The sequence below is a fragment of the Streptomyces sp. NPDC017246 genome (assembly GCF_044331325.1).
GTDB lineage: Bacteria > Actinomycetota > Actinomycetes > Streptomycetales > Streptomycetaceae > Streptomyces.
Map to the genome: position 1 here is coordinate 670,054 of NZ_JBIRMW010000002.1, position 23,527 is coordinate 693,580.

16 protein-coding genes and 1 tRNA gene are annotated in these 23,527 nt (G+C 74.3%); 14 read left to right on the forward strand and 3 right to left on the reverse strand.

Annotation, left to right across the window (positions count from 1 at the left end; translation table 11 throughout):
• Positions 1 to 87: 87 nt before the first annotated feature.
• The 8 genes from ACH4MY_RS07885 (at position 88) to ACH4MY_RS07920 (ending at position 13,297) form a co-directional block, all read left to right on the forward strand.
• Entirely contained in the window at positions 88 to 1,119 is a 1,032-nt protein-coding gene (locus tag ACH4MY_RS07885; protein WP_397999006.1) for an ATP-binding cassette domain-containing protein, read from the forward strand.
• Positions 1,116 to 1,910: an ABC transporter permease gene (locus tag ACH4MY_RS07890; protein ID WP_397999009.1), complete on the forward strand. Its 795-nt coding sequence runs from the start codon at positions 1,116 to 1,118 to the stop codon at positions 1,908 to 1,910. The genes ACH4MY_RS07885 and ACH4MY_RS07890 overlap by 4 nt, the downstream gene beginning before the upstream one ends.
• 14 nt (positions 1,911 to 1,924) lie before the next feature.
• Positions 1,925 to 2,716 carry an ABC transporter permease gene (locus tag ACH4MY_RS07895; RefSeq protein ID WP_397999012.1) on the forward strand — a complete coding sequence of 264 codons (792 nt, stop codon included), beginning with the start codon at positions 1,925 to 1,927 and terminating at the stop codon, positions 2,714 to 2,716.
• A 158-nt stretch (positions 2,717 to 2,874) separates the two neighbouring features.
• The gene (locus tag ACH4MY_RS07900; protein ID WP_397999015.1) at positions 2,875 to 3,072 is read left to right on the forward strand and encodes a hypothetical protein; all 198 of its coding nucleotides are present in this window, start codon (positions 2,875 to 2,877) and stop codon (positions 3,070 to 3,072) included.
• A gap of 283 nt (positions 3,073 to 3,355) precedes the next feature.
• Positions 3,356 to 6,205 (forward strand): type I DNA topoisomerase, encoded by a 2,850-nt coding sequence (topA, locus tag ACH4MY_RS07905; RefSeq protein ID WP_397999017.1) that lies wholly within the window; start codon positions 3,356 to 3,358, stop codon positions 6,203 to 6,205.
• A 127-nt stretch (positions 6,206 to 6,332) separates the two neighbouring features.
• Positions 6,333 to 9,791: a dTMP kinase gene (gene tmk / locus ACH4MY_RS07910; RefSeq protein ID WP_397999020.1), complete on the forward strand. Its 3,459-nt coding sequence runs from the start codon at positions 6,333 to 6,335 to the stop codon at positions 9,789 to 9,791.
• Between the two features lie 96 nt (positions 9,792 to 9,887).
• Positions 9,888 to 10,706: an ABC transporter ATP-binding protein gene (locus tag ACH4MY_RS07915; protein ID WP_397999023.1), complete on the forward strand. Its 819-nt coding sequence runs from the start codon at positions 9,888 to 9,890 to the stop codon at positions 10,704 to 10,706.
• Positions 10,703 to 13,297: an FtsX-like permease family protein gene (locus tag ACH4MY_RS07920; RefSeq protein ID WP_397999026.1), complete on the forward strand. Its 2,595-nt coding sequence runs from the start codon at positions 10,703 to 10,705 to the stop codon at positions 13,295 to 13,297. Before ACH4MY_RS07915 ends, ACH4MY_RS07920 begins: the two co-directional genes overlap by 4 nt.
• Before the next feature lie 19 nt (positions 13,298 to 13,316).
• On the opposite strand, the gene ACH4MY_RS07925 is transcribed toward ACH4MY_RS07920, so the two are convergent.
• Positions 13,317 to 13,961 carry a LuxR C-terminal-related transcriptional regulator gene (locus ACH4MY_RS07925; RefSeq protein ID WP_397999029.1) on the reverse strand — a complete coding sequence of 215 codons (645 nt, stop codon included), beginning with the start codon at positions 13,959 to 13,961 and terminating at the stop codon, positions 13,317 to 13,319.
• A complete protein-coding gene (locus ACH4MY_RS07930) occupies positions 13,949 to 15,214 on the reverse strand; it encodes a sensor histidine kinase (RefSeq protein ID WP_397999032.1) in 1,266 nt (421 codons plus the stop codon). The genes ACH4MY_RS07925 and ACH4MY_RS07930 overlap by 13 nt, the downstream gene beginning before the upstream one ends.
• Positions 15,215 to 15,366: 152 nt before the next feature.
• Between ACH4MY_RS07930 and ACH4MY_RS07935 the strand changes: the two genes are divergently transcribed.
• From ACH4MY_RS07935 to ACH4MY_RS07950, 4 genes are all read left to right on the forward strand, one after another.
• Positions 15,367 to 15,540, forward strand: coding sequence for a hypothetical protein (locus ACH4MY_RS07935; protein WP_397999034.1), 174 nt, complete (start codon positions 15,367 to 15,369; stop codon positions 15,538 to 15,540).
• Positions 15,541 to 15,656: 116 nt separating this feature from the next.
• Positions 15,657 to 16,859, forward strand: a complete 1,203-nt coding sequence (locus tag ACH4MY_RS07940; protein WP_397999037.1) for a DNA polymerase III subunit delta' — start codon at positions 15,657 to 15,659, stop codon at positions 16,857 to 16,859.
• 58 nt (positions 16,860 to 16,917) lie between these two features.
• Complete coding sequence (locus ACH4MY_RS07945; RefSeq protein ID WP_397999040.1) at positions 16,918 to 18,468, forward strand: alpha/beta hydrolase; 1,551 nt, start codon at positions 16,918 to 16,920, stop codon at positions 18,466 to 18,468.
• Positions 18,469 to 18,553: 85 nt separating this feature from the next.
• A tRNA-Thr gene (locus tag ACH4MY_RS07950) sits at positions 18,554 to 18,627 on the forward strand.
• Between the two features lie 17 nt (positions 18,628 to 18,644).
• On the opposite strand, the gene ACH4MY_RS07955 is transcribed toward ACH4MY_RS07950, so the two are convergent.
• On the reverse strand, positions 18,645 to 19,550 hold the full coding sequence (locus ACH4MY_RS07955) for an alpha/beta fold hydrolase (protein WP_397999043.1): 906 nt from the start codon (positions 19,548 to 19,550) through the stop codon (positions 18,645 to 18,647).
• A gap of 229 nt (positions 19,551 to 19,779) precedes the next feature.
• Between ACH4MY_RS07955 and ACH4MY_RS07960 the strand changes: the two genes are divergently transcribed.
• On the forward strand, positions 19,780 to 20,379 hold the full coding sequence (locus ACH4MY_RS07960; RefSeq protein ID WP_397999045.1) for a TetR/AcrR family transcriptional regulator: 600 nt from the start codon (positions 19,780 to 19,782) through the stop codon (positions 20,377 to 20,379).
• 278 nt (positions 20,380 to 20,657) lie between these two features.
• Entirely contained in the window at positions 20,658 to 23,396 is a 2,739-nt protein-coding gene (locus tag ACH4MY_RS07965) for a BTAD domain-containing putative transcriptional regulator (protein ID WP_397999048.1), read from the forward strand.
• Positions 23,397 to 23,527: the final 131 nt, after the last annotated feature.

The following is a 23,527-nucleotide window of genomic DNA, read 5'->3' on the forward strand; positions in this document are numbered from 1 at the left end:
GCAGGCCCGCGGGCCTGCCGTGCCCGACGATTCGGGGGTTCCCGAATCGATGGCCGGGCCCCTCCGCGGGCTCCTACCGTCCGGCGCATGCTCGCAATCGAGGCGGACGCGCTGCGCCGCACCTACACCAGCGGGACCGGCCTGCCGAAGTCCCGGCGGACCGGGACCGAGGCCGTTCGCGGCGTCACGTTCGAGGTGGCGCCGGGGGAGCTGTTCGGCCTCCTCGGGCCCAACGGCGCCGGGAAGACCACCACCATCAAGATGCTCAACACCCTGCTCCTGCCGACCTCCGGCACGGCCCGGGTGTTCGGCCACGACGTGGCCCGCGACCCCGTCGCCGTACGCCGCCGGATCGGATACGTCTTCGGCGGCGACCGGGGGCTGTACGACCGGCTCTCCGCGCTCGACAACCTCCGCTACTTCGCCGAGCTGTACGGCGTCCCGGCCCGCGAGCAGAAGCGGCGCATCGCCGAACTCCTCGAACTCGTCGGCCTCCTGGGCCGGGAGAAGGAGCGCGTCGAGGGCTACTCGCGCGGTATGCGGCAGCGCCTCCACATCGCCCGCGGTCTGCTCCACCGCCCCGACGTCCTCTTCCTCGACGAGCCGTCCATCGGCGTCGACCCGGTCGCCGCCCGCGATCTGCGCCGTACGGTCGCCGACCTGGCAGCGGCCGGTACGACCGTTCTGCTCACCACCCACTACATGGCCGAGGCGGACGAGCTCTGCGACCGGATCGCCGTCATCGCGGGCGGCCGGATCCGCGCCCTCGGCACCCCCGACAGCCTCAAGTCCCTCGTGCGGGAAAGGGACGTGCTGGAGATCGAGGCGTACGGGGTGGACGAGGAGCGGCTCGACCGCCTGCGGCGGGTGCCGGGGGTGCGGGGCGCGTCGGCGGAGGAGCGGGGCGCGCTGCAGACCGTGACCGTGCAGACCGGGCGGGGGGCCGCCGAGCTGCACGGGCCGGTCCTGGCCGCGCTCGACGGCGTACGGATCGGCCGGGTCACGAGCCGCGAACCGTCCCTGGAGGACGCCTACATCGCGATCGTGGAGGAGGCGGCCGGCGGCGGCGTGACGGAGGGGGCGGCGGGCGGCGCCGTGGCGGGGGCGGTGTCGGGATGAGCGTCGACACCGCGCTCCTGAGGCGCGTTCCGCGGCTGGTCCTCGTCGGGGTGCGGACCCATGTCTCGTACATGTCGCGCTCCCCGATCGAGATCACCTTCGCCGTCCTCGTCCCGCTCGTCTACGCGACCCTCGCCGTCTATCTGTTCCGGGCCGCCGGGGATCCCGACCGGCTGCTCACGGCCTCCGTCGGGGCCGGACTCATGGGCATCTGGGGCTCGGTGCTCTTCGGTTCGGGCGGCGCGGTGCAGAACCAGCGCTGGCTCGGCACCCTGGAGACCCTGGTCGCCGCGCCGACGCCGCTGGCGCTGGTGCTGCTGCCGATCACCCTCGCGACCGCCGTCATCGGCACGTACGCGATGGGCGCGACGGTCCTGTGGGGTGTGCTGCTCTTCGACGTACCGCTCGACTTCGCGCACCCGTTGCTCTTCCTGGTCGCCGTCCCGGTGTGCGTCCTCGCGCTCGGCATGACCGGGCTGCTGCTGGCCGCCACCTTCGTCCTGCTGCGCAACGCCAACGCGCTGGCGAACCCGCTCGACACCCCCGTGTGGCTGCTGTCCGGGCTCCTGGTGCCCGTCACCGTGCTGCCCGTCTGGACCCGTCCGGTCTCCTGGGCGCTGCCCACGACCTGGGGCGCGCGGGCCGTGCACGCGGCGACCTCCGGCGGGGACGTGCTCACGCCGCTGCTCGCCGCCGCCGCGCTCGGGGCCGGCTACGCCCTGGCCGCCGTCCTCGTCCTCGGGCGGGTGGAGCGCCGGGCGCGCGCCGCCGCCACCCTCGCCCTCACCTGAAAGGCACGCGACACATGTTCCGTTTCCTCGGCACCGCACGGCTCGTCGTCGTCGGCGGGGCGATCTCCTACCGGGCGCTGTTCAACTGGACGACCCCGCCGATGTTCATCGGAACCCTGCTGGTCGGGCCGCTTCTCCAGGTCTTCTTCTTCGTCTACCTGGGCAGGGAACTGGGCGTCGCCGACGACCGTTTCCACCTCGTCGGGAACGCCGTCCTCGCGGCTTCCGCCTCCTGTGTGTACGGCGGCACGATGGCCGTCGCCAACGAGCGCCGGTACGGGACGCTCGGCGCCGTCCTGCTCTCGCCCCGGCACCGGGTCCCGCTGTGGACCGGGCGGGCCCTCCCGTACGTGCTCAACGGGCTGTTCGTCAGTGCCTTCGTGCTCACCGCCGCCTCCCTCGTCCTCGGTCTGCCCGTCCCCGCCGGGTCCCTGCCGGGGCTCGGCCTGGTGCTGCTCGTCGCGGCGGGCGCCTGCTCGGCGTTCGGACTCGCCCTCGGCGCGCTCGGGCTCCGCTTCCGTGACGTGTTCCTCGTGTCGAACGTAGCCAGTTCCGTACTGCTCCTGCTGACCGGCGCGGCCGTACCCCGGGAAACGCTGCCGGAGTGGATGTGGGTCGCCGGTGAGCTGCTGCCGCTCACCCACGCGGCGGACGCGGCGCGCGGGCTGACCGCCGGCGGCGGTCTGGACGGGGCCCTGCTCGGGGCGGAGCTCGCGGTGGGCGCCGGGTGGGGGCTGCTCGCCGTCGTCCTGCTCGCTGCCTTCGAGCGGGGCAGCCGGCGCCGGGCCACGCTCGACACGATGTGACGGAAGAGGGGGCGAGAGGCGGATCACTACCGGCCATCTTCGTGAAACCGTGCGGGCCGCTCCGCGTCGTTCACCCGGAGTTCGCGCCCACGACGCCCGGGGGTGTCAGCCTCGGCGGCGGAGACGAACACCGCACGTGAACGGAACGGGGTACGGGCATGGAGAGCGGGCCGGCGATCTTCGCGGGGACGGCGTTCACGCTGTTCGGAGGCGCGCTGCTGCTGTGGACCACCGTGCGGACACTGCACCGTGAGCCCGTGGCGTACGGGGTCGCGCCGCGTGCCGCGGTCGCGCTGACGAGCGTCTTCGGCGCCGCCTCCCTCGTCCTCGGCGTCTGGTGCTTCGGCCGCCTCTGACCCCTGAGGAGGGTCCCTCCGGATCAGGCCCCGATCACCTTCCCGATCCCTCCCCGGAACCCCCGGAGCGGACGGCCCGCCCCGCCCGACCGGGAGTCCGGGCGGCAGGAATGCCAAAACTCGGGTTACCGTTCGAGTGGCCGTTGCGGGCTTTCGCCGTTTGACACGGGGGCGGGTTGTACCGTCACACTCCGCAGCGACGGGAGCGTCACCGTCCGTGCCGCTGCCGTGCGTGCCAGCACCGTACGTGCCAGAGAGTGTCGATCCGGAGAGAAGAGCGAAGTTGTCCCCGACCAGCGAAGCCGCACACGGCGGCCGCCGACTCGTCATCGTCGAGTCGCCTGCCAAGGCGAAGACGATCAAGGGCTACCTCGGCCCCGGCTACGTCGTCGAGGCGAGCGTCGGGCACATCCGAGACCTCCCCAGCGGCGCCGCGGAGGTGCCCGAGAAGTACACCGGTGAGGTGCGCCGCCTCGGGGTCGACGTCGAGCACGACTTCCAGCCCATCTATGTCGTCAACGCCGACAAGAAGGCGCAGGTCAGGAAGCTCAAGGAGCTCCTCGCCGAATCCGACGAGCTCTACCTCGCCACCGATGAGGACCGCGAGGGCGAGGCCATCGCGTGGCACCTCCAGGAAGTCCTGAAGCCCAAGGTCCCGGTCCACCGGATGGTCTTCCACGAGATCACCAAGGACGCGATCCGCGAGGCCGTCGCCAACCCGCGCGAGCTGAACCAGCGCATGGTCGACGCCCAGGAGACCCGCCGCATCCTCGACCGGCTCTACGGCTACGAGGTCTCGCCGGTCCTGTGGAAGAAGGTCATGCCCCGGCTGTCGGCCGGCCGTGTGCAGTCCGTCGCCACCCGGCTCGTCGTCGAGCGGGAGCGCGAGCGCATCGCCTTCCGTTCCGCCGAGTACTGGGACCTCACCGGCACCTTCGGCACCGGCCGCTCCGGTGACGCCTCCGACCCGTCGCAGCTGGTCGCACGCCTCGCGGCGGTCGACGGCAAGCGGGTCGCGCAGGGCCGTGACTTCGGTCCCGACGGGCGCCTCAAGAGCGAGAGCGTGCTCCACCTGGACGAGGCGAACGCCCGGAGCCTGGCGGCAGCGCTCGCCGACACCGCGTTCTCCGTGCGGTCGGTCGAGTCGAAGCCGTACCGCCGCTCCCCGTACGCCCCCTTCCGGACCACCACCCTCCAGCAGGAGGCGAGCCGCAAGCTGGGCTTCGGTGCGAAGGCGACCATGCAGGTGGCGCAGAAGCTGTACGAGAACGGCTTCATCACCTACATGCGTACGGACTCCACGACCCTCTCCGACACCGCCGTCTCGGCGGCGCGGGCGCAGGTCACGCAGCTGTACGGCGCCGACTACCTGCCGGAGAAGCCCCGCGTCTACGCGGGCAAGGTCAAGAACGCGCAGGAGGCGCACGAGGCGATCCGCCCTTCGGGTGATCGTTTCCGCACCCCCGCGGAGACCGGTCTGACCGGCGACCAGTTCCGCCTCTACGAGTTGATCTGGAAGCGGACCGTCGCCTCCCAGATGAAGGACGCGACCGGCAACTCGGTCACCGTGAAGATCGGCGGCCGGGCCGCCGACGGCCGCGACGCCGAGTTCAGCGCCTCCGGCAAGACGATCACCTTCCACGGCTTCATGAAGGCCTACGTCGAAGGCGCCGACGACCCGAACGCCGAGCTCGACGACCGCGAGCGGCGCCTGCCGCAGGTCGCCGAGGGCGACGCGCTGACCGCCGACGAGATCACCTCGGACGGCCACGCGACCAAGCCGCCGGCCCGCTACACCGAGGCCTCGCTGGTCAAGGAGCTGGAAGAGCGCGAGATCGGCCGCCCGTCGACGTACGCGTCGATCATCGGCACGATCCTCGACCGCGGCTACGTCTTCAAGAAGGGCACGGCCCTCGTGCCGTCCTTCCTGAGCTTCGCCGTCGTCAACCTCCTGGAGACGCACTTCGGGCGGCTCGTCGACTACGACTTCACCGCCCGGATGGAGGACGACCTCGACCGCATCGCGCGGGGCGAGGCCAAGTCCGTGCCGTGGCTGAAGCGTTTCTACTTCGGTGAGACCGAGGGCGGTACGGCCGCCGTCGGCGGGGCCGCGGACGCCGGCAACGGCGACGGCGACCACCTCGGCGGTCTCAAGGAGCTCGTCACCGACCTCGGCGCGATCGACGCCCGCGAGATCTCCTCCTTCCCCGTCGGCAACGACATCGTGCTGCGCGTCGGCCGCTACGGCCCGTACGTCGAGCGCGGCGAGAAGGAGGCCGAGGGCCACCAGCGCGCCGACGTCCCCGAGGAGCTCGCCCCCGACGAGCTGACCGTCGAACTCGCCGAGGAGCTGCTCGCCAAGCCGAGCGGTGACTTCGAGCTGGGCGCCGACCCGGTCAGCGGCAACCAGATCGTCGCGAAGGACGGCCGCTACGGCCCGTACGTCACGGAGATCCTGCCCGAGGGCACCCCGAAGACCGGCAAGAACGCGGTGAAGCCGCGCACGGCCTCCCTCTTCAAGTCGATGAGCCTCGACACCGTCACCCTGGAGGACGCGCTCCGGCTGATGTCCCTGCCCAGGGTCGTCGGAGCGGACGCCGAGGGCGTCGAGATCACCGCGCAGAACGGCCGCTACGGCCCGTACCTGAAGAAGGGCACGGACTCGCGGTCGCTCACCGAGGAGGAGCAGCTCTTCACGGTCACCCTCGAAGAGGCGCTCGCGATCTACGCCCAGCCGAAGCAGCGGGGCCGGGCCGCGGCCAAGCCGCCGCTGAAGGAGCTGGGCACCGACCCGGTCAGCGAGAAGCCCGTGGTCGTCAAGGACGGGCGCTTCGGCCCGTACGTGACGGACGGCGAGACCAACGCCACCCTGCGGACCGGCGACAGCGTGGAGGACATCACGCCGGAGCGCGGTTACGAGCTGCTCGCGGAGAAGCGGGCCAAGGCGCCGGCGAAGAAGACCGCCAAGAAGGCCCCGGCCAAGAAGGCGACCACCGCGAAGAAGACGGCCACGAAGACGGCGGCGAAGAAGACCACCGCCACCAAGGCCACGGCCGCCAAGAAGACGACGGCGAAGAAGACGACGGCGAAGAAGACGACCGCGGCCAAGACGACCGCGGCGAAGCCCGAGTAGTCCTCGCGGGACCCGAAGGGTGGGGTGGAGGCGCGTGCCTCCGCCCCACCCTTCGCCTTGTCACAGGCTCGTCCGGATGTTCGGGCGGGGGCCGCGGGGAGCCAGGCCGTCCGGATAGGGTGGACGGATGACGCGAGCAGAGCAGCCAGACCGCCTCGGCGATTCCGACGCCGCACTCGTCGCGGATTCCGGGGAGCGTGCCGTACGCGCCCTCCTGCGCCACCAGCCTCTGCGCAGACTGTGGAGCGCCCAGCTCGTCGGCAGCACCGGTGACGCCCTCGCCCTGCTCGTGCTCGTCCTCCTCGGCCTCCAGGCGGCCGTCACCGAGGGCGCGCTCGGAGGCGGCGCGCGAGGTGCGGCCCTGGCCGTGGCCGCCGTCGTCGGCGCGCGGCTGCTCGCCTCCGTCCTCTTCGGAGCCGTCCTCCTCGGGCCGCTGACCGCCCTCACCGGGCCCGGCGGAGCACTCGACCGGCGCTGGACCATGATCGGCGCCGACGGTGTCCGGATCGCGCTGCTCGTCATCGCACCCCTGTGGATCGACTGGACCCCGGGCAACGCCCTCTGGTACCTGCTCGGCACCGTCTTCGTCGCCGGTGCGGCCGAGCGGCTCTGGACGATCAGCCGCGAGGGCGCCGCGCCCGCGCTGCTGCCCGCCCCGCCGATCGAGGGCGGGGCCGTACGGCCGCTGCCCGACCACCTCGGCGCACTGCGCCGGCTCTCCCAGCGCACCGGCTTCCTGGCCGTCCCGGCCGCGGCCGGCGTGCTGCTCGTCGCCACCCTCGTCGGCAATCTGCTCGGCGCCGGAATCGACTGGTTCACCCTGCACCAGGCCGCCCTCGGCTCGTACGTCGCCGCCGGCCTCTTCGCCGCCTCCGTCACCGTGCTGTACGCGATGGCGCTGCCCGGCGGAGAGACGCCCCGGCCCCGCTCGCCCCTGGAGGGCCTGCGCCGCCCGGCCGCCGAGAAGGGCCGCACGGGAGTCGTCTCCCTGCTCGTCCTGGCCTGCGCCACCGTCGCGGGGGCCATCGCCGCGGCCGCGTCCGTCGCCGTCCTGCACGCCTACGACCTGGGCGGCGGCCCGGTCACGTACGCCCTCCTGATCCTGGCGCTCAGCGGTGCCACCGCCGTCGGCATCCGCACCGCGAGCAAGGTCCTGCCCGTCCTCTCCCGGCGACGGCTGCTCGCCCTCGCGACCGCCGTCACCGGCGTCGCGCTGATCGCGATGGGCCTGGTCCCGGACACGGCGACCGTGCTGTTCCTCGCCGTCCTCGCCGGATACGCGGCCGGAGTCGCCGCCAACACCGGCCACACCCTCGTCGACCAGGAGACCGAGGAGCCCCGCAGGGCCCGGACCACCGAGCACCTCCAGGCCACCGCCCGCGTCGCCATGGCCCTCGGCGCGCTCGCCGCGCCGCTGCTCGCCGCCGCGATCGGCCCGCACCGGCTCGCCTCCGGCGACTTCGTCCTCGCCCACGGCGGCGCCGCCTTCACGCTCGCGCTGATCGGCGCCCTGCTGCTACCGGTCGCCGCGCTCGTCCTCGCCAAGGCCGACGACCGGGCGGGCGTCCCGCTCCGCCGCGACCTGCGCGACGCGCTGCGCGGCTCCGACCCGGTGCAGGCGCCCTCCGCGACCGGCTTCTTCATCGCCCTGGAGGGCGGCGACGGGGCCGGCAAGTCCACCCAGGTGCAGGCGCTCGCCGACTGGATCCGCGCCAAGGGCCACGAGGTCGTCGTCACCCGCGAACCCGGCGCCACCCCCATCGGCAAGCGGCTCCGCTCGATCCTCCTCGACGTGTCGTCGGCGGGGCTCTCGAACCGCGCCGAGGCCCTGCTGTACGCGGCCGACCGCGCCGAACACGTCGACTCCCTGGTCCGGCCCGCCCTGGAGCGGGGCGCGATCGTCCTCTCCGACCGGTACATCGACTCGTCCGTGGCCTATCAGGGCGCCGGCCGGGACCTCTCCCCGACCGAGATCGCCCGCATCTCGCGCTGGGCGACCGACGGTCTCGTCCCCCACCTGACGGTCGTCCTCGACGTCTCCCCGGAGACCGCGCGGGAACGGTTCACCGAGGCGCCCGACCGCCTGGAGTCCGAGCCGCCGGAGTTCCACGCGCGCGTACGGGCCGGATTCCTCGCCCTCGCCGCCGCCGACCCCGGCCGCTACCTCGTCGTCGACGCAGGCCAGGAGCCCGAGGCCGTCACCACCGTCGTGCGCCACCGGCTCGACCGCATGCTGCCGCTCTCCGAGGCCGAGGTGAAGGCCGTCGAGGAGGCCCGCCGGAAGGCCGTCGAGGAGGCGCGCAGGAAGGCGGAGGAAGAGGCCGCCCGCAAGGCCGAGGAGGAGCGCCTGGAGCGTGAGCGCCAGGAGCAGCTCGCCAAGCTCCGTGCCGAGGAGGAGGAGCGCAAGCGGCGCGAGGAGGAAGAGGCGCGCCGTCTGGAGGCCGAACGCCAGGCCGAGGAGGCCCGGCGCCGGGCCGAGGAGGAGCGCATCGCCGCCGAGGCCGCCGCAGAGGAGGAGCGCAAGCGGCTCGCGGCCGAGGAGAAGGCCCGCCAGGAGGAGCAGGAACGGCTCCGCAGGGAGGCCGAGGAAGAGGCCAGGCTGCGGGCCGAGGCCGAGGAGCGCCGCCTGGAGAAGCAGCGCAAGGCCGAGGAGGCCCTGCTCCGCGCCGAGGAGGCCCGCCGGATGGCCGAGGCAGCCTCTGCCGCGAAGGCGGCGGAGGAGGCCGCGGCGAAGGCCGCCGCCGAGAAGATCGCGGCCGAGGCCGCTGCCAAGGCCGCCGCGGAGCGGGCCGCGGCCGAACGGGCCGCGGCGGAGATCGCGGCCGCCCAGCGCGCCGAGGCGGCGAAGGTCGCCCGGCAGCGGGCGGCGGCCGAGAAGGCCGAGGCCGCTAAGAAGGCCGCGGAGGCCGAGGCGAGGGCCGCGGCCGACGCGAAGGCCGCTCAGGAGAAGGCCGCGGTTGCCGCGAAGGCCGCGGAGGCCGAGCGGAAGGCCGCCGCCGAACGGGCGGCGCGCGCCGCCGAGGCCGCCGAGCTCTCGGCGAACGAGGTCACCCAGGCGACCCCGATCGTGAAGCCCGAGGCGGCCGCGCAGTCCGACCCGCGGACGGCCGTACGGCAGGACACGAAGCCGGACGCGCCGAAGGGGGCGCGGCCGGGCCGTACGCCGGACGCGCCGACCGTCTCGCCCGACGAGATCACCGTGGCGACCCCGATCGTGAAGATCGCGAAGCCGGAGGCCGAGACCACCGTCCTGCCCCAGGTCCGCGAGACACGGGGCGTGGACGAGACCGCGGTCCTGCCCTCCGTACGGGACACCGATGCGACCGCCGTGCTGCCGGCCGTACGGGCCGACCGGGCGTCCGACCCCGTCGACCGGGTGCCACAGGGCATCTTCCGTGACGCGCGGGAGGAGTCGCACGGGGCGAACGACCAGACCCGTGAGCTGCCCCAGCTCGACGAGAACGGCCGGCCGCGCCGCCGCTCCGACTGGGCCGAGGAGACCCCGCTCGACGATCTGCCGACGCTGGCGGACGAGCTGTTCGGCCCGCACGACGACGAGGACGAGGGCCCGCGGCGCCGCCGCTGACCCTCCCTGCCCCCGGTGGGGGTGGAGCTAGCTCCACCCCCAAGCCGGAAGCCAGCTCCATACCGCTGTGACCTGCAGTTTTCTAGCGTTGTCCGTATGAAGACGACTGCAGTGACGGAGAGCGGCGCCGCCCACGCCCCCGAGGCCGCCCTCGCCCTCGACGAGGTGGGACGGACGTACGGACGCGGGGCCCCGGCACTCGACCGGGTGAGCCTGGTCGTGCCGCGCGGCCGGTTCATCGCGGTGATGGGCCGGTCGGGATCCGGCAAGTCCACCCTGCTGCGGTGCGCCGCGGGACTCGAACGGCCGACGACCGGGACGGTACGGATCGGCGGCACCGACCTCGCCACCCTGAAGACGGCCGGTCTCACCCGGCTCCGCCGGGACCGGGTCGGCTTCGTCTTCCAGTCGCTGAACCTCGTCTCCGCCCTCACCGTGCGGGAGAACGTCACCCTGCCGCTGCTCCTCGCCGGAGCCCGCGAAGGCCGGGCACTCGACGCCCGCGCCCTCGCCGGTCTCGCGGCGGTCGGGCTCGCAGACCGGGCCGAGGACAACCCGGAGAACCTGTCCGGCGGCCAGCGCCAGCGGGTGGCCGTCGCCCGGGCCCTGGTCAACGAACCCGAGGTCGTCTTCGCCGACGAGCCGACCGCCGCGCTCGACCCGGTCACGGCTGCCGGGGTCCTCGCCCTGCTGCGGCGCGCGGTCGACGAGCGGGGGACCACCGTCGTCCTCGTCACCCACGACCCGGTGGCCGCCGCCTGGACCGACGAGGCCGTCTTCCTCGACGGAGGCCGGCTCGTCGGGCGGCTCGACCGTCCGGACGAGTCCGCGGTACGGGAGATGCTGGGCGCGCCCGCGCCCGCGCACGTCCGCCACGTCGACGCCGGCTTCCGCCGTGTGGCGGTGGCCCGATGACATCGTCGGCGAACCCCGCGGTCCGGCTGCTCGCCACCCGCTCCCTGCGGGCGCACCGGAAGGCGTGGGCGGCCGTGTTCGCCGCCGTCGCCGTCACCACCGCGCTGCTCGGCGCCCTGGCCCTCGCCGCCGGCTCGGCCGGGCTCGGCCACGCGCGCGTGGAGCGGTACGCGGCCGCGCCCGTCGTCGTCGCCGGTGACCAGGAGGTCCGCTGGACGGCGAAGCCGTGGGGAGACGAACCGACGACGGAGACGGCCGGTCTGACCGAGCGGGTACGGGTGCCCGGCGCGGCCGTGGACGTGGTGCGGGCCGTTCCCGGGGTCCTGGCCGCGGTGCCGGACCACACCTTCGTCGTACGGGAGTCGGGGGCGGGCGGTTCCCCGGACCCGCGGACGTACGCCGGGCGGTCCTGGGAGGCGGCGCGACTCGCCCCGTACCGGCTGACCGCCGGGCGGGAGCCCCGTCGGGCCGACGAGGCCGTGATGGGCTCCGGTGCTGGTGCTGGTGCTGGTGCTGGTGCTGGTGTCGGTTCAGGGTCGGGTGCCGGTGCCGGTGCCGGTGCCGGTGCCGGTGCAGGGGCCGATGCCCGTGCAGGGGCCGATGCCCGTGCAGGGGCCGATGCCCGTGCCGGGTCCGCGGCCGCGGCCGGTTCCGGGGTCCGGGTCGGGGACACCGTCGCCGGGCGGAAGGTCGTCGGGGTCGCCGACGGGCCCGCCGCGCTGTACGTCACGGCGGCGGAGGCGCGGAGGCTCGCCGGACACCAGGGCGCCGTCGACGCCGTCGGGGTGCTCGCCGAACCCGGCGTCCCCGTGGACACCCTCCACGCGCGCGTACGGGCCGCCCTGGACGAGGCCGGGCTCAAGGACACAGCCTCGGGCCGGCCGCTCCGGGCGCTCACCGGCGACGGCCGGGGCGGCGCCGAGCACCTCGCCGCCCCTCCCGCGCGCGTGGAGCTCCTCCAACTCCTCGCCGCCGTCTCCGGGACCGTCGTCCTCGTGGCCGTCCTCGTCCTCGCCTCGCTCGTCGCGCAGGCCCTCCGGCAGCGTGCCGCGGAGCGGGAACTGCTGCTCTCCATCGGTGCGACACCCCGTCAGATCAGGGCCTCGGCCGGACGGGAGGTGACCCGGGTGGCGGGACTCGCGGCGCTGCTCGGCGCGGTCGCCGCCGTACCGGTGTTCCTGGGGCTGTGGTCGGCGCTGCGGGGCCGTACCGGAGTCGTACCGGAGGGGCTCGAACTCCCCTCCCCGCCCTGGCTGTTCGCCGCCTCCCTGCTCGCCGCCGGGCTCGTGGTGGGCATCACCCGGCTCGTCGCCCTCTTCGCGACCCGGCGCCCCGGGCGGCCGGGGAAGGGCGGTGCGCGGCGGGCCGTCGGGATCGGGCTGCTCCTGCTGGGGGCGGGGGCGGCCGGAACGGCCGGCGTCCAGGGCGGTGAGGCGGCCGCCGCCGCGGCCGGGGCCGCCACGGTGACGCTGGTCGCCGGGTGCGCGGTGCTCGGACCGTGGATCGCCGGGGCCGCGTCGAAGGTCCTCGACGGGCCGTTCCGCCGGCTCGGCGGCGCGCCCGGACGGCTCACGGCCGCCGGGGCGAGCGCCCACTCGCGCCGGCTCGGGGCGGCGCTCGTCCCGGTCGTCCTCGTCACCTCCTTCGCGCTCGTGCAGCTCGGGGCGGGGACGACGATGCAGCGGGCCGCCGACGCGCAGGCGCGGGCCGCGACGACCGCGGACCTCTCGTTCTCCGGCACGACGGCGGAGCAGGTGCGGAAGCTGCCCGGCGTCGGCACGGCGACGGACGTGCTGCGCTCGACGGTCGTCCTGGCCCGGACGGAGGCCGGTTCGCCGCGCCTCGACCGGCTGCCGGTCCTCGGCGTGGACGCGGCGGGTCTTGCGGGCACGCTCGATCCCGGTGTCGTCGAGGGCGACCTGGCCGGACTCGCCGGGGCCGGGACGGTCGCGGTCGGCGCGGACATGGCCGAGTCCCTGGACGCGCGGATCGGTTCGCCGGTCGAGCTGCGGCTGGGCGACGGAGTCCGGAAGCGGCTGCGGGTGGTGGCGGTGTACGAACGCTCGCTCGCCCTCGGCGAGTTCCTGCTGCCGAAGGCCGAACTGGCCCCGCACATGAGCGACCCGTACCCCGCGCGCGTACTGGCGTCCACGGCGTCCACGACGTCCACGGCGAAGGGCGATGCCGCCTCCCCCGTCGCGCCCGAGCAGGTGATGCCTCCCGGGGCCGAGCTGAACGGGATCGTGTCGGCCGCGATCGTCTCCGCGATCGGCGGGCTCACCCTCCTCTCCGTCCTCAGCACCCTCGCCCTGATCGGAGCCGGGCGGCGCGGCGAGCACCAGCTGCTCGGCCAGGTGGGAGCCTCGGCCGGTCAGCTGCGCCGGATGCTCGGTCTGGAGGCGGGCTTCCTGACCGCCACGGGGCTGATCGTCGGGGCCGTGGTGGGCGCGGTGCCGCTGACCGCCTTCGCCTGGGCGCTGACGGGCGGCCTGCCGTACCTGCCGCCCGGGCAGGCCGGACTGATCGCCGGAACCGTGGTGGTCACGGTGGTCGCGGGCGTGTTCCTGCCCTCGCGGCGGCAGCGGGCGTGAGCCCGTCCCGGGCGACGGCTCAGGCGTTGAGGTAGGCGAGCACGGCGAGGACCCGGCGGTGGCCGCCGCTGTCGGTCGGCGGCAGGCCGAGCTTCAGGAAGACATTTCCGATGTGCTTGTGCACGGCCCGCTCGGTCACCACCATCGAGCGGGCGATCGTGCCGTTGTCGTGCCCCTGGGCCATGAGTTCCAGGACCTCGCGCTCGCGGGGCGTGAGGGAGTCCAGCGGGTCGTCGCGGCGGCGGGCGAGGAGTTCGGTGACGACCTCCGGGTCCAGGGCCGTACCGCCGGACGCGACCCGTTCCAGGGCGTCCAGGAACTCGTCCACCCGGCCCACCCGGTCCTTCAGGAGGTAGCCGACGCCCCGGGCGCCGCCGCCCAGGAGCTCGGCGGCGTACGTCTCCTCCACGTACTGGGAGAGCACGAGGACCGGCAGTTCCGGCAGCTGCTCGCGGGCCGCGAGCGCCGCGCGCAGCCCCTCGTCGCGGAAGCCGGGCGGCAGCCGTACGTCGAGGACGGCCACGTCGGGGCGGTGCTCCAGGAGCAGCGGCAGGATCTCGGGGCCGGTGGCGGCGACCCCGGCGACCTCGTGCCCTGAGGACGTCAGCAGCAGCACGAGGCCCTCCCTCAGGAGGGCGTTGTCCTCGGCGATCACCACACGCACGGAAGCTCCACTTCGATCACGGTCGGGCCCCCTTCGGGGCTGGTCAGTCGTACGGTGCCGTCGAGCGCGGCGACCCGGCGGCGCATGCCGGTGAGCCCGGAGCCGCCGCTCTCACCGGCCTCGGCCCCGCCGCGGCCCTCGTCCTCCACGCGGACGCGGAGAGCGGTCGGTTCACGGGTGAGGGCGACGGAGGCGCGGGAGGCGCCGCTGTGCTTGGCGGCGTTGGTGAGGGCCTCGGCGACCACGAAGTACGCGGCTGCCTCGACGGCGGCGGGCGCGAGGTGACCGTCGGCGGGCGGGAGGTGACCGTCGGCGGGCGGGAGGTGACCGTCGGCGGGCGGGAGGTGACCGTCGGCGGGCGGGAGGCCGGCCCGGTGCCCGTCCGCCAGGCCCGTCACGGACACCCTCACTTCCAGGCCGCTGCTCGCGGCCAGGGCCCGTACCGCCCCGGTCAGGCCCCGGTCGGTGAGGATCGGCGGGTGGATCCCCCGCACCACGTGCCGCAGCTCGGCCAGCGCCTCCTCGGCCTGCGTCTGCGCGTCGTCGAGGAGCTTCCGGGCCGCCGCGGGATCGGAGTCGTACGCCCGCTTGGCCAGGCCGATCCGCATGGAGAGCGCCACGAGGCGGGCCTGCGCGCCGTCGTGCAGATCGCGTTCGATCCGGCGCAGCTCGGCGCCGTGCGCGGCGATCGCGCCCGCCCGGGTGGCCGTGAGCTGCTCGATACGGGCGGCGAGCGCGGCGTCCCGGGCGGCGGACGCGGTGGGCGTGAGCAGGGTGCGCGACCACTCGGCCCCCAGACCGGCGAGCCGGCCGAACAGCGGCAGGGCCACCGGCCGCCGTCCCGCGAGCCCGGTCCCCACGCCGTCGACGATCAGCGCGGGCAGCCACAGCACCAGCGAGACGTACCAGAGCACCATGCCGTAGAGCAGTTGCGCGGCGGCCCAGACCAGGTCCCGCCCGGTGCCGGGGTCGGTGACGGCGGTGCGCACGCGCGCGGGGAGGGGGCCTTCGAGCGGAAGGTACGCCTCCGGGACGGGCGTCCCCGTCCACGCGGCGGTCCGGCGCCGCTCCCAGCCGGCGAGCCTGCGCAGCAGCAGCACGCTCTCGGGGAGTACGCCCGCGCCGATGACGGTGACGGTGAGGAAGGCCGTGAAGAGGGCCACACCGGCCATCAGACAGCAGAGGATCGCGATCGCGGCCCCGCTCAGGAGATGGAGCGACGCCCGGGCCGCTTCCTTGATCGCGTCGCGCATACGGCCAGGTTATGCGGGAGGGCCCGAGGGGTGCGGTGGTGCAGGCTCCACCATCGGTCCGGGGGCGGGCACCGCTGTGCCGGGACGCCGGGGCGACGAGGATCGAATCCGTACCCAACCCCTTTCGCCTGCCCCGATCCACGGAGACCCCCATGCGATTCCTGCTCTGGCTGCTGCTCACGGCGGCGGTCCTCGGCAACGCCTACGTCAACACCGTCGCCCACCTCTCCGGCGCCGCCCACATCGCGGCGAGCGTCTGCAGCGGCGTGGCCGTGCTGGGCTCCGCGGTCGGCCTGTGGCTGACCCGCCCCCGCGTCGAGGCCTGATGCCGACGCCCACCGAGACGCGGGCGGCGTCCGATCCGGCCCGGGCCTCCCTCCGCCCGGCGGGGGTTGTCAGAGGACTGCCCCACAATGGAGGGCGTACCTGAGGAGGGGCAGACATGGCCGTATGGGACGACCTGGTCGGACAGGCGAAGGTCGAGGAGCAGCTCGCCGCCGCCGCGCGCGACGCCGACGCGCTCGTGACCGCCCACGCCGCCGGAGGCCCCGATCCCGAGGCCTCGAAGATGACGCACGCCTGGCTCTTCACCGGCCCGCCGGGCTCCGGGCGGGCGACCGCGGCGCGGGCCTTCGCCGCCGCGCTCCAGTGCGTGAGCCCCGACCGCGCGCTCGGCGGGGCCCCCGGGTGCGGCTTCTGCGACGGCTGCCACACGACCCTCGTCGGCACCCACGCGGACGTCGAGATCGTCCGTACGGACCTGCTGTCCATCGGCGTGAAGGACACCCGCGCCCTCGTCCGGCGCGCCCAGCTCTCACCGGCGGGAGGCCGCTGGCAGGTCATCGTCCTCGAGGACGCCGACCGGCTCACCGAGGGCGCGGGCAACGTCCTCCTGAAGGCCGTCGAGGAGCCCGCCCCGCGCACGGTCTGGCTGCTCTGCGCGCCCTCCCTGGAGGACGTGCTGCCCACCATCCGCTCCCGCTGCCGGCATCTGACCCTGCGCACCCCGTCCGTCGAGGCCGTCGCCGACGTGCTCGTACGGCGCGACGGCATCGACCCGGAGGCGGCGCACGCCGCCGCCCGCGCCACCCAGGGCCACATCGACCGGGCCCGGCGGCTGGCCACCGACGAGCGGGCCCGCGCGCGCCGGTCCGTCGTCCTCAAACTGCCGCTGCGGGTCGAGGACATCGGCGGCTGCCTCAAGGCCGCCCAGGAGCTGGTGGACGCGGCGGCCGAGGACGCGAAGCAGGTCGCCGAGGAGGTCGACGTCAAGGAGACCGACGAGCTGAAGGCGGCCCTCGGCGCGGCGCAGGGCGGGCGGATGCCGCGCGGCACGGCCGGGGCGATGAAGGAGCTGGAGGAGCGGCAGAAGCGCCGCAGGACCCGTACCCAGCGCGACAGCCTGGACCTCGCGCTCACCGATCTGACCGGCTTCTACCGCGACGTGCTGACCCTCCAGCTGCGCTCGCGTTCGGCCCTCGCCAACACGGACGTACGGGACGCGCTGGAGCGGATCGCCGGCGGCACCACCCCGGAGCGGACCCTCCGCCGCATCGAGGCGGTCCTGGCCTGCCGCGAGGCCCTCGACCGGAACGTGGCACCGCTGCTCGCGGTGGAGGCGATGACGATGGCGCTGCGCGAGTAGGGCCGGCCCCCACGGGACGATTGGACACGGTCCGTACCCGTCCGGATACGCTCCGGGAATGGACTCCAGGCGTTTGCTCCGTACGTCCGCCACGGCCCTCGCGGCCGCTGGGCTGATCCTCTCCGGCTGCTCGGGCGGCAGCGACGCGGCGGCGTCCCGCACCACGTCGGCTCCGCCGGCCGCGGCCCCCTCCTCCTCGCCCGGGGACCTGAAGACCTTCTACGCCCAGAAGCTGACGTGGCGCGACTGCGGCGTCCCGAGCTTCCAGTGCGCCACCCTGCGCGCCCCGCTGGACTACGCGAAGCCGAACGGCGGCGAGATCGAGCTGGCCGTCTCCCGGGTGCGGGCCACCGGCCCCGGCAAGCGTCTCGGTTCCCTGCTCGTCAACCCGGGCGGCCCCGGCGGCTCCGCCGTCGGCTACCTCCAGGGGTACGCGGGCATCGGCTACCCCGCCCCCGTCCGCGCCCGCTACGACATGGTGGCCGTCGACCCGCGGGGCGTCGCCCGCAGCGAGCCCGTGGAGTGTCTGACGGGCCCGCAGATGGACACGTTCACGCAGGTCGACCAGACCCCCGACGACACCGCGGAGATCAACGCGATCGACGCGGCCTTCACGACGTTCTCGGCGGGCTGCGCGAAGAAGTCGGGCGCGATCCTGCCCCATGTGTCCACGGTCGAGACGGCGCGTGACATGGACATCCTGCGGGCGGTGCTCGGCGACGAGAAGCTCAGCTACGTGGGGGCCTCGTACGGCACGTTCCTCGGGGCCACGTACGCCGAACTCTTCCCGGGCCGGGTCGGCCGCCTCGTCCTCGACGGGGCGATGGACCCCTCGCTGCCCGCGATCGACCTCAACCGCGACCAGACCGCCGGCTTCGAGACCTCGTTCCGGGCCTTCGCCGCCGACTGCGTGAGCAAGCCGGACTGCCCGCTGGGCACCGGGTCGGTGGCGGCGGCCGGCGAGGCGCTGAAGAAGTTCTTCCGCGACGTCGACGCCGAGCCCGTGCCCACCGGCGAGAGCCGTGCGCTCGGCGAGTCCCTCGCCACCACCGGCGTGATCGCGGCCATGTACGACGAGGGCGCCTGGCCCCAGCTGCGCGAGGCCCTCACCCAGGCGATCGGCGGCGAGGGCTCGGGCCTCCTCGCGCTCGCCGACAGCTACTACGAACGCGAGGCGGACGGTACGTACGCCAACCTCATGTTCGCCAACGCGGCCGTGAACTGCCTGGACCTGCCGCCCGCCTACAAGGGCCCCGCCGATGTGGTGAAGGCCGTCCCGTCCTTCGAGAAGGCCTCCCCGATCTTCGGCCGGGGCCTCGCCTGGGCCGCCCTCAACTGCACCTCCTGGCCGACCCCGGCCACCGGCGGCCCGCACCGCATCACCGCCGAGGGCGCCGCCCCGATCCTGGTCGTCGGCACCACCCGCGACCCGGCCACCCCGTACAAGTGGGCCCAGTCCCTGGCCGGCCAGCTCTCCTCCGGCACCCTGCTGACCTACGAGGGCGACGGACACACCGCGTACGGCCGGGGCAGCGACTGCATCGACTCGGCGATCAACACCTACCTCCTGGAGGGCACCCCTCCGGCGGACGGAAAGCGCTGCTCATAGGCCCTCTCGGGGGGTGGTCGGAGCACCCCGCGAAACTGTGTAGACTTGGCGTCGCTGCTGCACCCACCATGGGTTCACACAGCGTGCCGCCTTAGCTCAGCTGGCCAGAGCAACGCACTCGTAATGCGTAGGTCTCGGGTTCGAATCCCGAAGGCGGCTCGGAATCACCCCAGGACTCACTCGCCGTGACCTGGGGTTTTTTCATGCCCGGATGTCATGTCGGAGGCTTGGGCGGGGCGTCGGTCGTCCGTGGGCCGTGTGAAGTCCCGGAGCAGTCGGACCAGTTCGTCCGGGCGGTCCTCGGGGACCAGGGTGCGGCTGCCCTCGATCTCGGCGAGGCGTCCCTGCGGGAACAGTTCGGCCAGGCGCGGGCCGTGTGCGCGGGGCATCAGTCTGTCCCGCGTCGCCCAGGCGACCAGGACCGGTCTGTCGAAGGAGCGCATCCGCTCGGACCATTCGAGCAGGCGCGCTCGGGGCGGGGTGGAGGTGAGGTACTTGGCCAGGTCGCGGCGGACCCCCGGGTTCGTGCGGGCGGGCCGGAACCAGTCGTCCATGATCGCGTCGGGGACCGGGTGCTCGGTCATGGCGCCCCAGCCGTTCGGCGCCCGCCGTACCGGGCGCAGTCGCAGAAGGTTCATCAGCAGGGCCAGGCCGCCCGGGACCGACGCGGCCCTGGCCAGGGACCGGCCGGGCTTGCCCGGAGGGTAGTTGTCGAACGCCTCGCAGGCGACGAGGGCGAGCCGGGCGATGCGCGCCGTGCGGCCTTCCGGCAGCAGCAGCTGCGCTCCGCCCCAGTCGTTGAGCACCAGCGTCACCTCACGCAGGCCGAGCCGGTCGAGGAACTCCCCGACCAGGAGCGCCTGTCCGCGGAGCGAGAGGTCCGCGTCCGGGTGCATCGGCTTGCGGTGGCTGCCCAGCGGCAGCGTGGGCAGCACGCACCGGTGGGTGCCGCGCAGCTCGGGGACGACCTTGCGCCACACCGTGTGGTCCATCAGCACTCCGTGCAGGAACACCAGGACGGGACCGTCGCCGCCGGTGTCCTCGTAGGCGATGGTTCCGGACGACAGTTCGACCTCGGGCATCGGCTTGCCTTTCTCGTGTCGTACGTCGGACAGCCGGCCGTTCGCGTATGCGCGGCCCGGTCTCCGTGGTCATAACTACCACAGCTGTGGCACCACGGGTGAGGTGGTTCAATGGGGAGGTGCGGCGGGGCTGCTAGGTTCACCACGCCTGTGGTGTGCGAGTGGGTCCATCGCGGCCGATCCGGCCGGGCGTCATGGCGATCGACGGAGCGGGGAAGGGGTGGGTGGCGTGGCGGAGAACGCGAACCGGCGCAACCTGCTGAGGGACGCGGCCCTCGAGGTGCTGGGCGCGGAGGGCGGCCGTGGCCTGACCCATCGAGCGGTGGACGGCGCGGCGGGAGTGCCGACCGGGACGGCGAAGAACTACTTCCCCACCCGCGACGCCCTGCTCGCCGCCGTCGCGGATCGCTGCCTCGAACTCTTCCGGCAGGCGGGCACCCTGCCGACGGGCGCCACCGGCCCCACCAGTCGTCGGGAGTTCGCGGCGCTGCTGCGCGGCGTCCTCGAAGAGGCCACGGGGCCGGGCCGCAGACGTGTGCTCGCCTACCTCGAACTCCACGGAGAGGCGTCCCGCAAGCCGTGGCTCGGCAAGGTGCTCGCGGAGATCTCCGCCACGGACTTCGCGACGATGGAGCGGCTCCAGCGGTCCGCCGGGCTCGACGTCACGCCGCAGCGCGCGGGTGTGGTCACCATGGCGATGCACGCGGCCGTCGTCGACCTGCTGGCGCACCCCCCGGGGGTGCCGAACGGAGCGCGGCTCGATGATCTCGACGCGTTCGTCGACGGGCTGCTCGACGTGGTCTATCCCCGGTCGTCCGCGGACGCGTGACGCGCGCTCGGCCTCCTGACCGGGCCGCTCGGCCGATCCTCTCTCGGGCACTCCCGCCCGTCCCGCCCGGTTCGGGCGCCCTCGTCTCGCGCGCGCCCGCCGCGCACGCCCGCCCGCGCACCCGCGGGCGCGCGCGAGGTGTACGGCCCCTTGCTTGGGGCATTGGTCTAGTCCAAACTGATCATTGACGAAGCCTCTGCAGAGTCGGCCGCGCACGGCCCGCAATGCCGCAGCCGGTCACGATCGACAGGTCGCGGTCATCGGATGAGGGGGATGCCATGTCGGAGAGGACGTCGGCCTCGGGGCTTCCCCGGGGAGGCCCAGGAGAGCCGGGCTCGTTCGGCTCGCGGCTCCAGTCGTTCCGCAGACGGGCCGGGCTCAGCCAGGAAGCGGCCGCCTCACGGGCCGGGATCAGCACCAGGGCACTGCGCGACATCGAGCGCGGCCGGGTCCACCGGCCCCAGTCGCGCACCCTCCAACGCCTGGCCGAGACCCTCGGACTGACCGGCGGTGAGCTGGCGGACCTGCTGGCCGCCACCCGCACCGGATCACCCCGCGGCGCCGCCCGGCCGCGCCTGCTGATCCTCGGCCCGCTCTCCCTCCGGCGCGGCCAGACCCCCGTCCCCGTCACCAGCCCCATGCTGCGCCGCCTGCTCGGGCTGCTGGCCCTCAAGCACCCCGAACCCTCCACCCAGCAGGAGATCACCGACACCCTCTGGCCCTCCGGACCGCCCAGTTCGCACCAGAGCCTGATCCACACCTACGTCAGCCAGGTCCGCCGGCTGCTGGAACCCGACGAACCGCGGACCGCCCCGCCGCCGACCGTCGCCCGGACACCCACCGGCTACCGCCTGGAGGCGACCCGGAGCCAGATCGACCTCGGCCACTTCGACGAGCTGCTGGCCCAGGCGGAGCGGCTGCACCGCGCCGGGGACCCGGAGGCCGCGTACGAGACGCTGACCCACGCCCTCCAATGGTGGCGGGGGCCGGTGCTCGCCGACGCGGACCCCGTACTGCGCCAGCATCCGGCCGCGGTGGTGGCCAACGAACGCCGGGTCAAGGCGATGCTGCTGCACGCCGACACGGCGCTGCTGCTGCGCCGCCCCGAGGAGACCGTCCCGCTGCTCTGGGACATGGTGAACACCGAGCCGCTGCACGAGGGCATGCACGCCCGGCTGATCCTCACCCTCGCCAGCTGCGGGGAACAGGCCGCCGCGCTCAATGTGTTCAACCGCCTGCGCGACCGGCTCGACGAGGAACTCGGCATCGCGCCCAGCACCGAGGTCCGCGCCGCCCATCTGCGCGTACTGCGCCAGCAACTGCCCCTCGCACAGCGCCCCGACCGCCCCGTCCCCGCCGAACGCCCGGCCCTCACCGGACCGCTCCCGGCCCAGCTGCCCGCCCGGGCCGGCTCCTACGTCGGTCGCCGGCGCCAGATGCGGGAACTGGACGCCCTCGTCTCGCCCCACCCCGCCCTGCGCTCACACGTGGTGGCGGTCGTCGGCGCGCCCGGGGTCGGCAAGACCGCCCTCGCCAAGCACTGGGCGCACGCCCGGCGCGAACACTTCGAGGACGGGCAGCTCTTCGTCGACCTGCGCGGCCACTCCCCGCTCCCGACCCTGCGGACCGGCGACGTCCTGGCCCAGTTCCTCCGGGCCCTGGGCGCGCCGCCCGACCAGCTGCCCGCGGACGAGGACGAGGCCGCGGCGCTGTACCGCACGCTGCTCGCCGACAAGCAGATGCTGATCGTCCTCGACAACGCGCGCGACGCCGAGCAGGTCAGGCCGCTCATCCCGGGTGCCCAGGGCTGCGCGGTGGTGATCACCAGCCGCAGCCGGCTCGCGGGACTGGTCGCCAGCGACGGCGCCCGTCAGCTCGTCCTGGACGTGCTCGACCCGGACGAGGCCCATCAACTCCTCGCCGGCACCATCGGCGAGAGCCGGGTCACGGCCGAGGAGGAGGCGGCCCGGAGACTCGTACAGGTCTGCGGCGGCCTGCCGCTCGCCATCCGGATCGCCGGTGCCAACCTGCTGGCGCGCAACGTCGCCATCGCCGACTACTGCGCCGAATTAGCGGGCGACGACATGCTCAGCCGACTGCACATCGAAGGCGACCGGCGCTCCACGGTGCGGGCCGCCTTCGAGCTCTCCTACCGCGCGCTCCCGGCCGCGGCCCAGCGGATGTTCCGGCTCCTCAGCCTGACGCCCGGCCCGGACCTCACCGTGGACGGCGCCGCGGCCCTCGCCGACTCGACCTCGGCCGAGTCGGCCGCACTGCTGATCACCCTGACGGACGCCCATCTGGTGCGGGAACGGGCGGCCGGCCGGTTCGGGCTGCACGACCTGCTGCGTACCTACGCCCGCGAGCTGGTCAGCAGGGAGGAGGCGCACGCAGGGCGGCAGCGGCTCTTCGACTGGTACCTCTACCACACCGACGCCGCCGCCCGGCTGCTCCACCCGGCGGAGTCGGCCTCGCAGCCGTCCGGCGGGACGGCGCCCTCGGCCGCGCTGGTCTTCTCGGACCACGACCAGGCCTCGGAGTGGCTGGACAGCGAGCGGGAGAACCTGGCCGGCGCCGTCCTCCAGGCCTCCGGCGCGGGCTTCACCGCCGTCGCCTGGCGGCTGGCGGAGAGCCTGCACAGCTACTTCATGGTGGGGATGTACACGGGGGACTGCCTCAAGGTCGCGACCGCCAGTCTGTTCGCCGCCGTCGCCGACGGCGAGCTGCGGGCCCAGGCCGCCGCCCAGTTGCGGCGCGCCGAATGCCACTGGGTGCTGGCGAACAACGCGCAGGCCCTGGACCTGTTCCGCAGCGCGCTGGAGCTCGCGCGGCAGGCCGGCTGGCAGGAGGGGCAGGCCCTGGCGCTGCGCCGGATCGCCGCCGCGCGGCAGGAGGACGGCACCATGCGGCCGGCCTGCGACCACCGCTCCCAGGCCCGTGCACTCACCCGGCGCGGCAGCGGGGCGGGGGCCGTCGCCGACGTCGACGCCGCCTCCAAGGTGGGACTGAGCTGCTGAGCCGGTGATCCGGGTGAGCTGTTGATCCGGTGAACGGCTGAGCCGGGCTGAGCCGGGCTGGGGCGGGATGGGCCGGTATGGGCCGGTGAACGGCCGAGCCGCTGCACCGTGGGGCCGACAGTCCGTGGAGC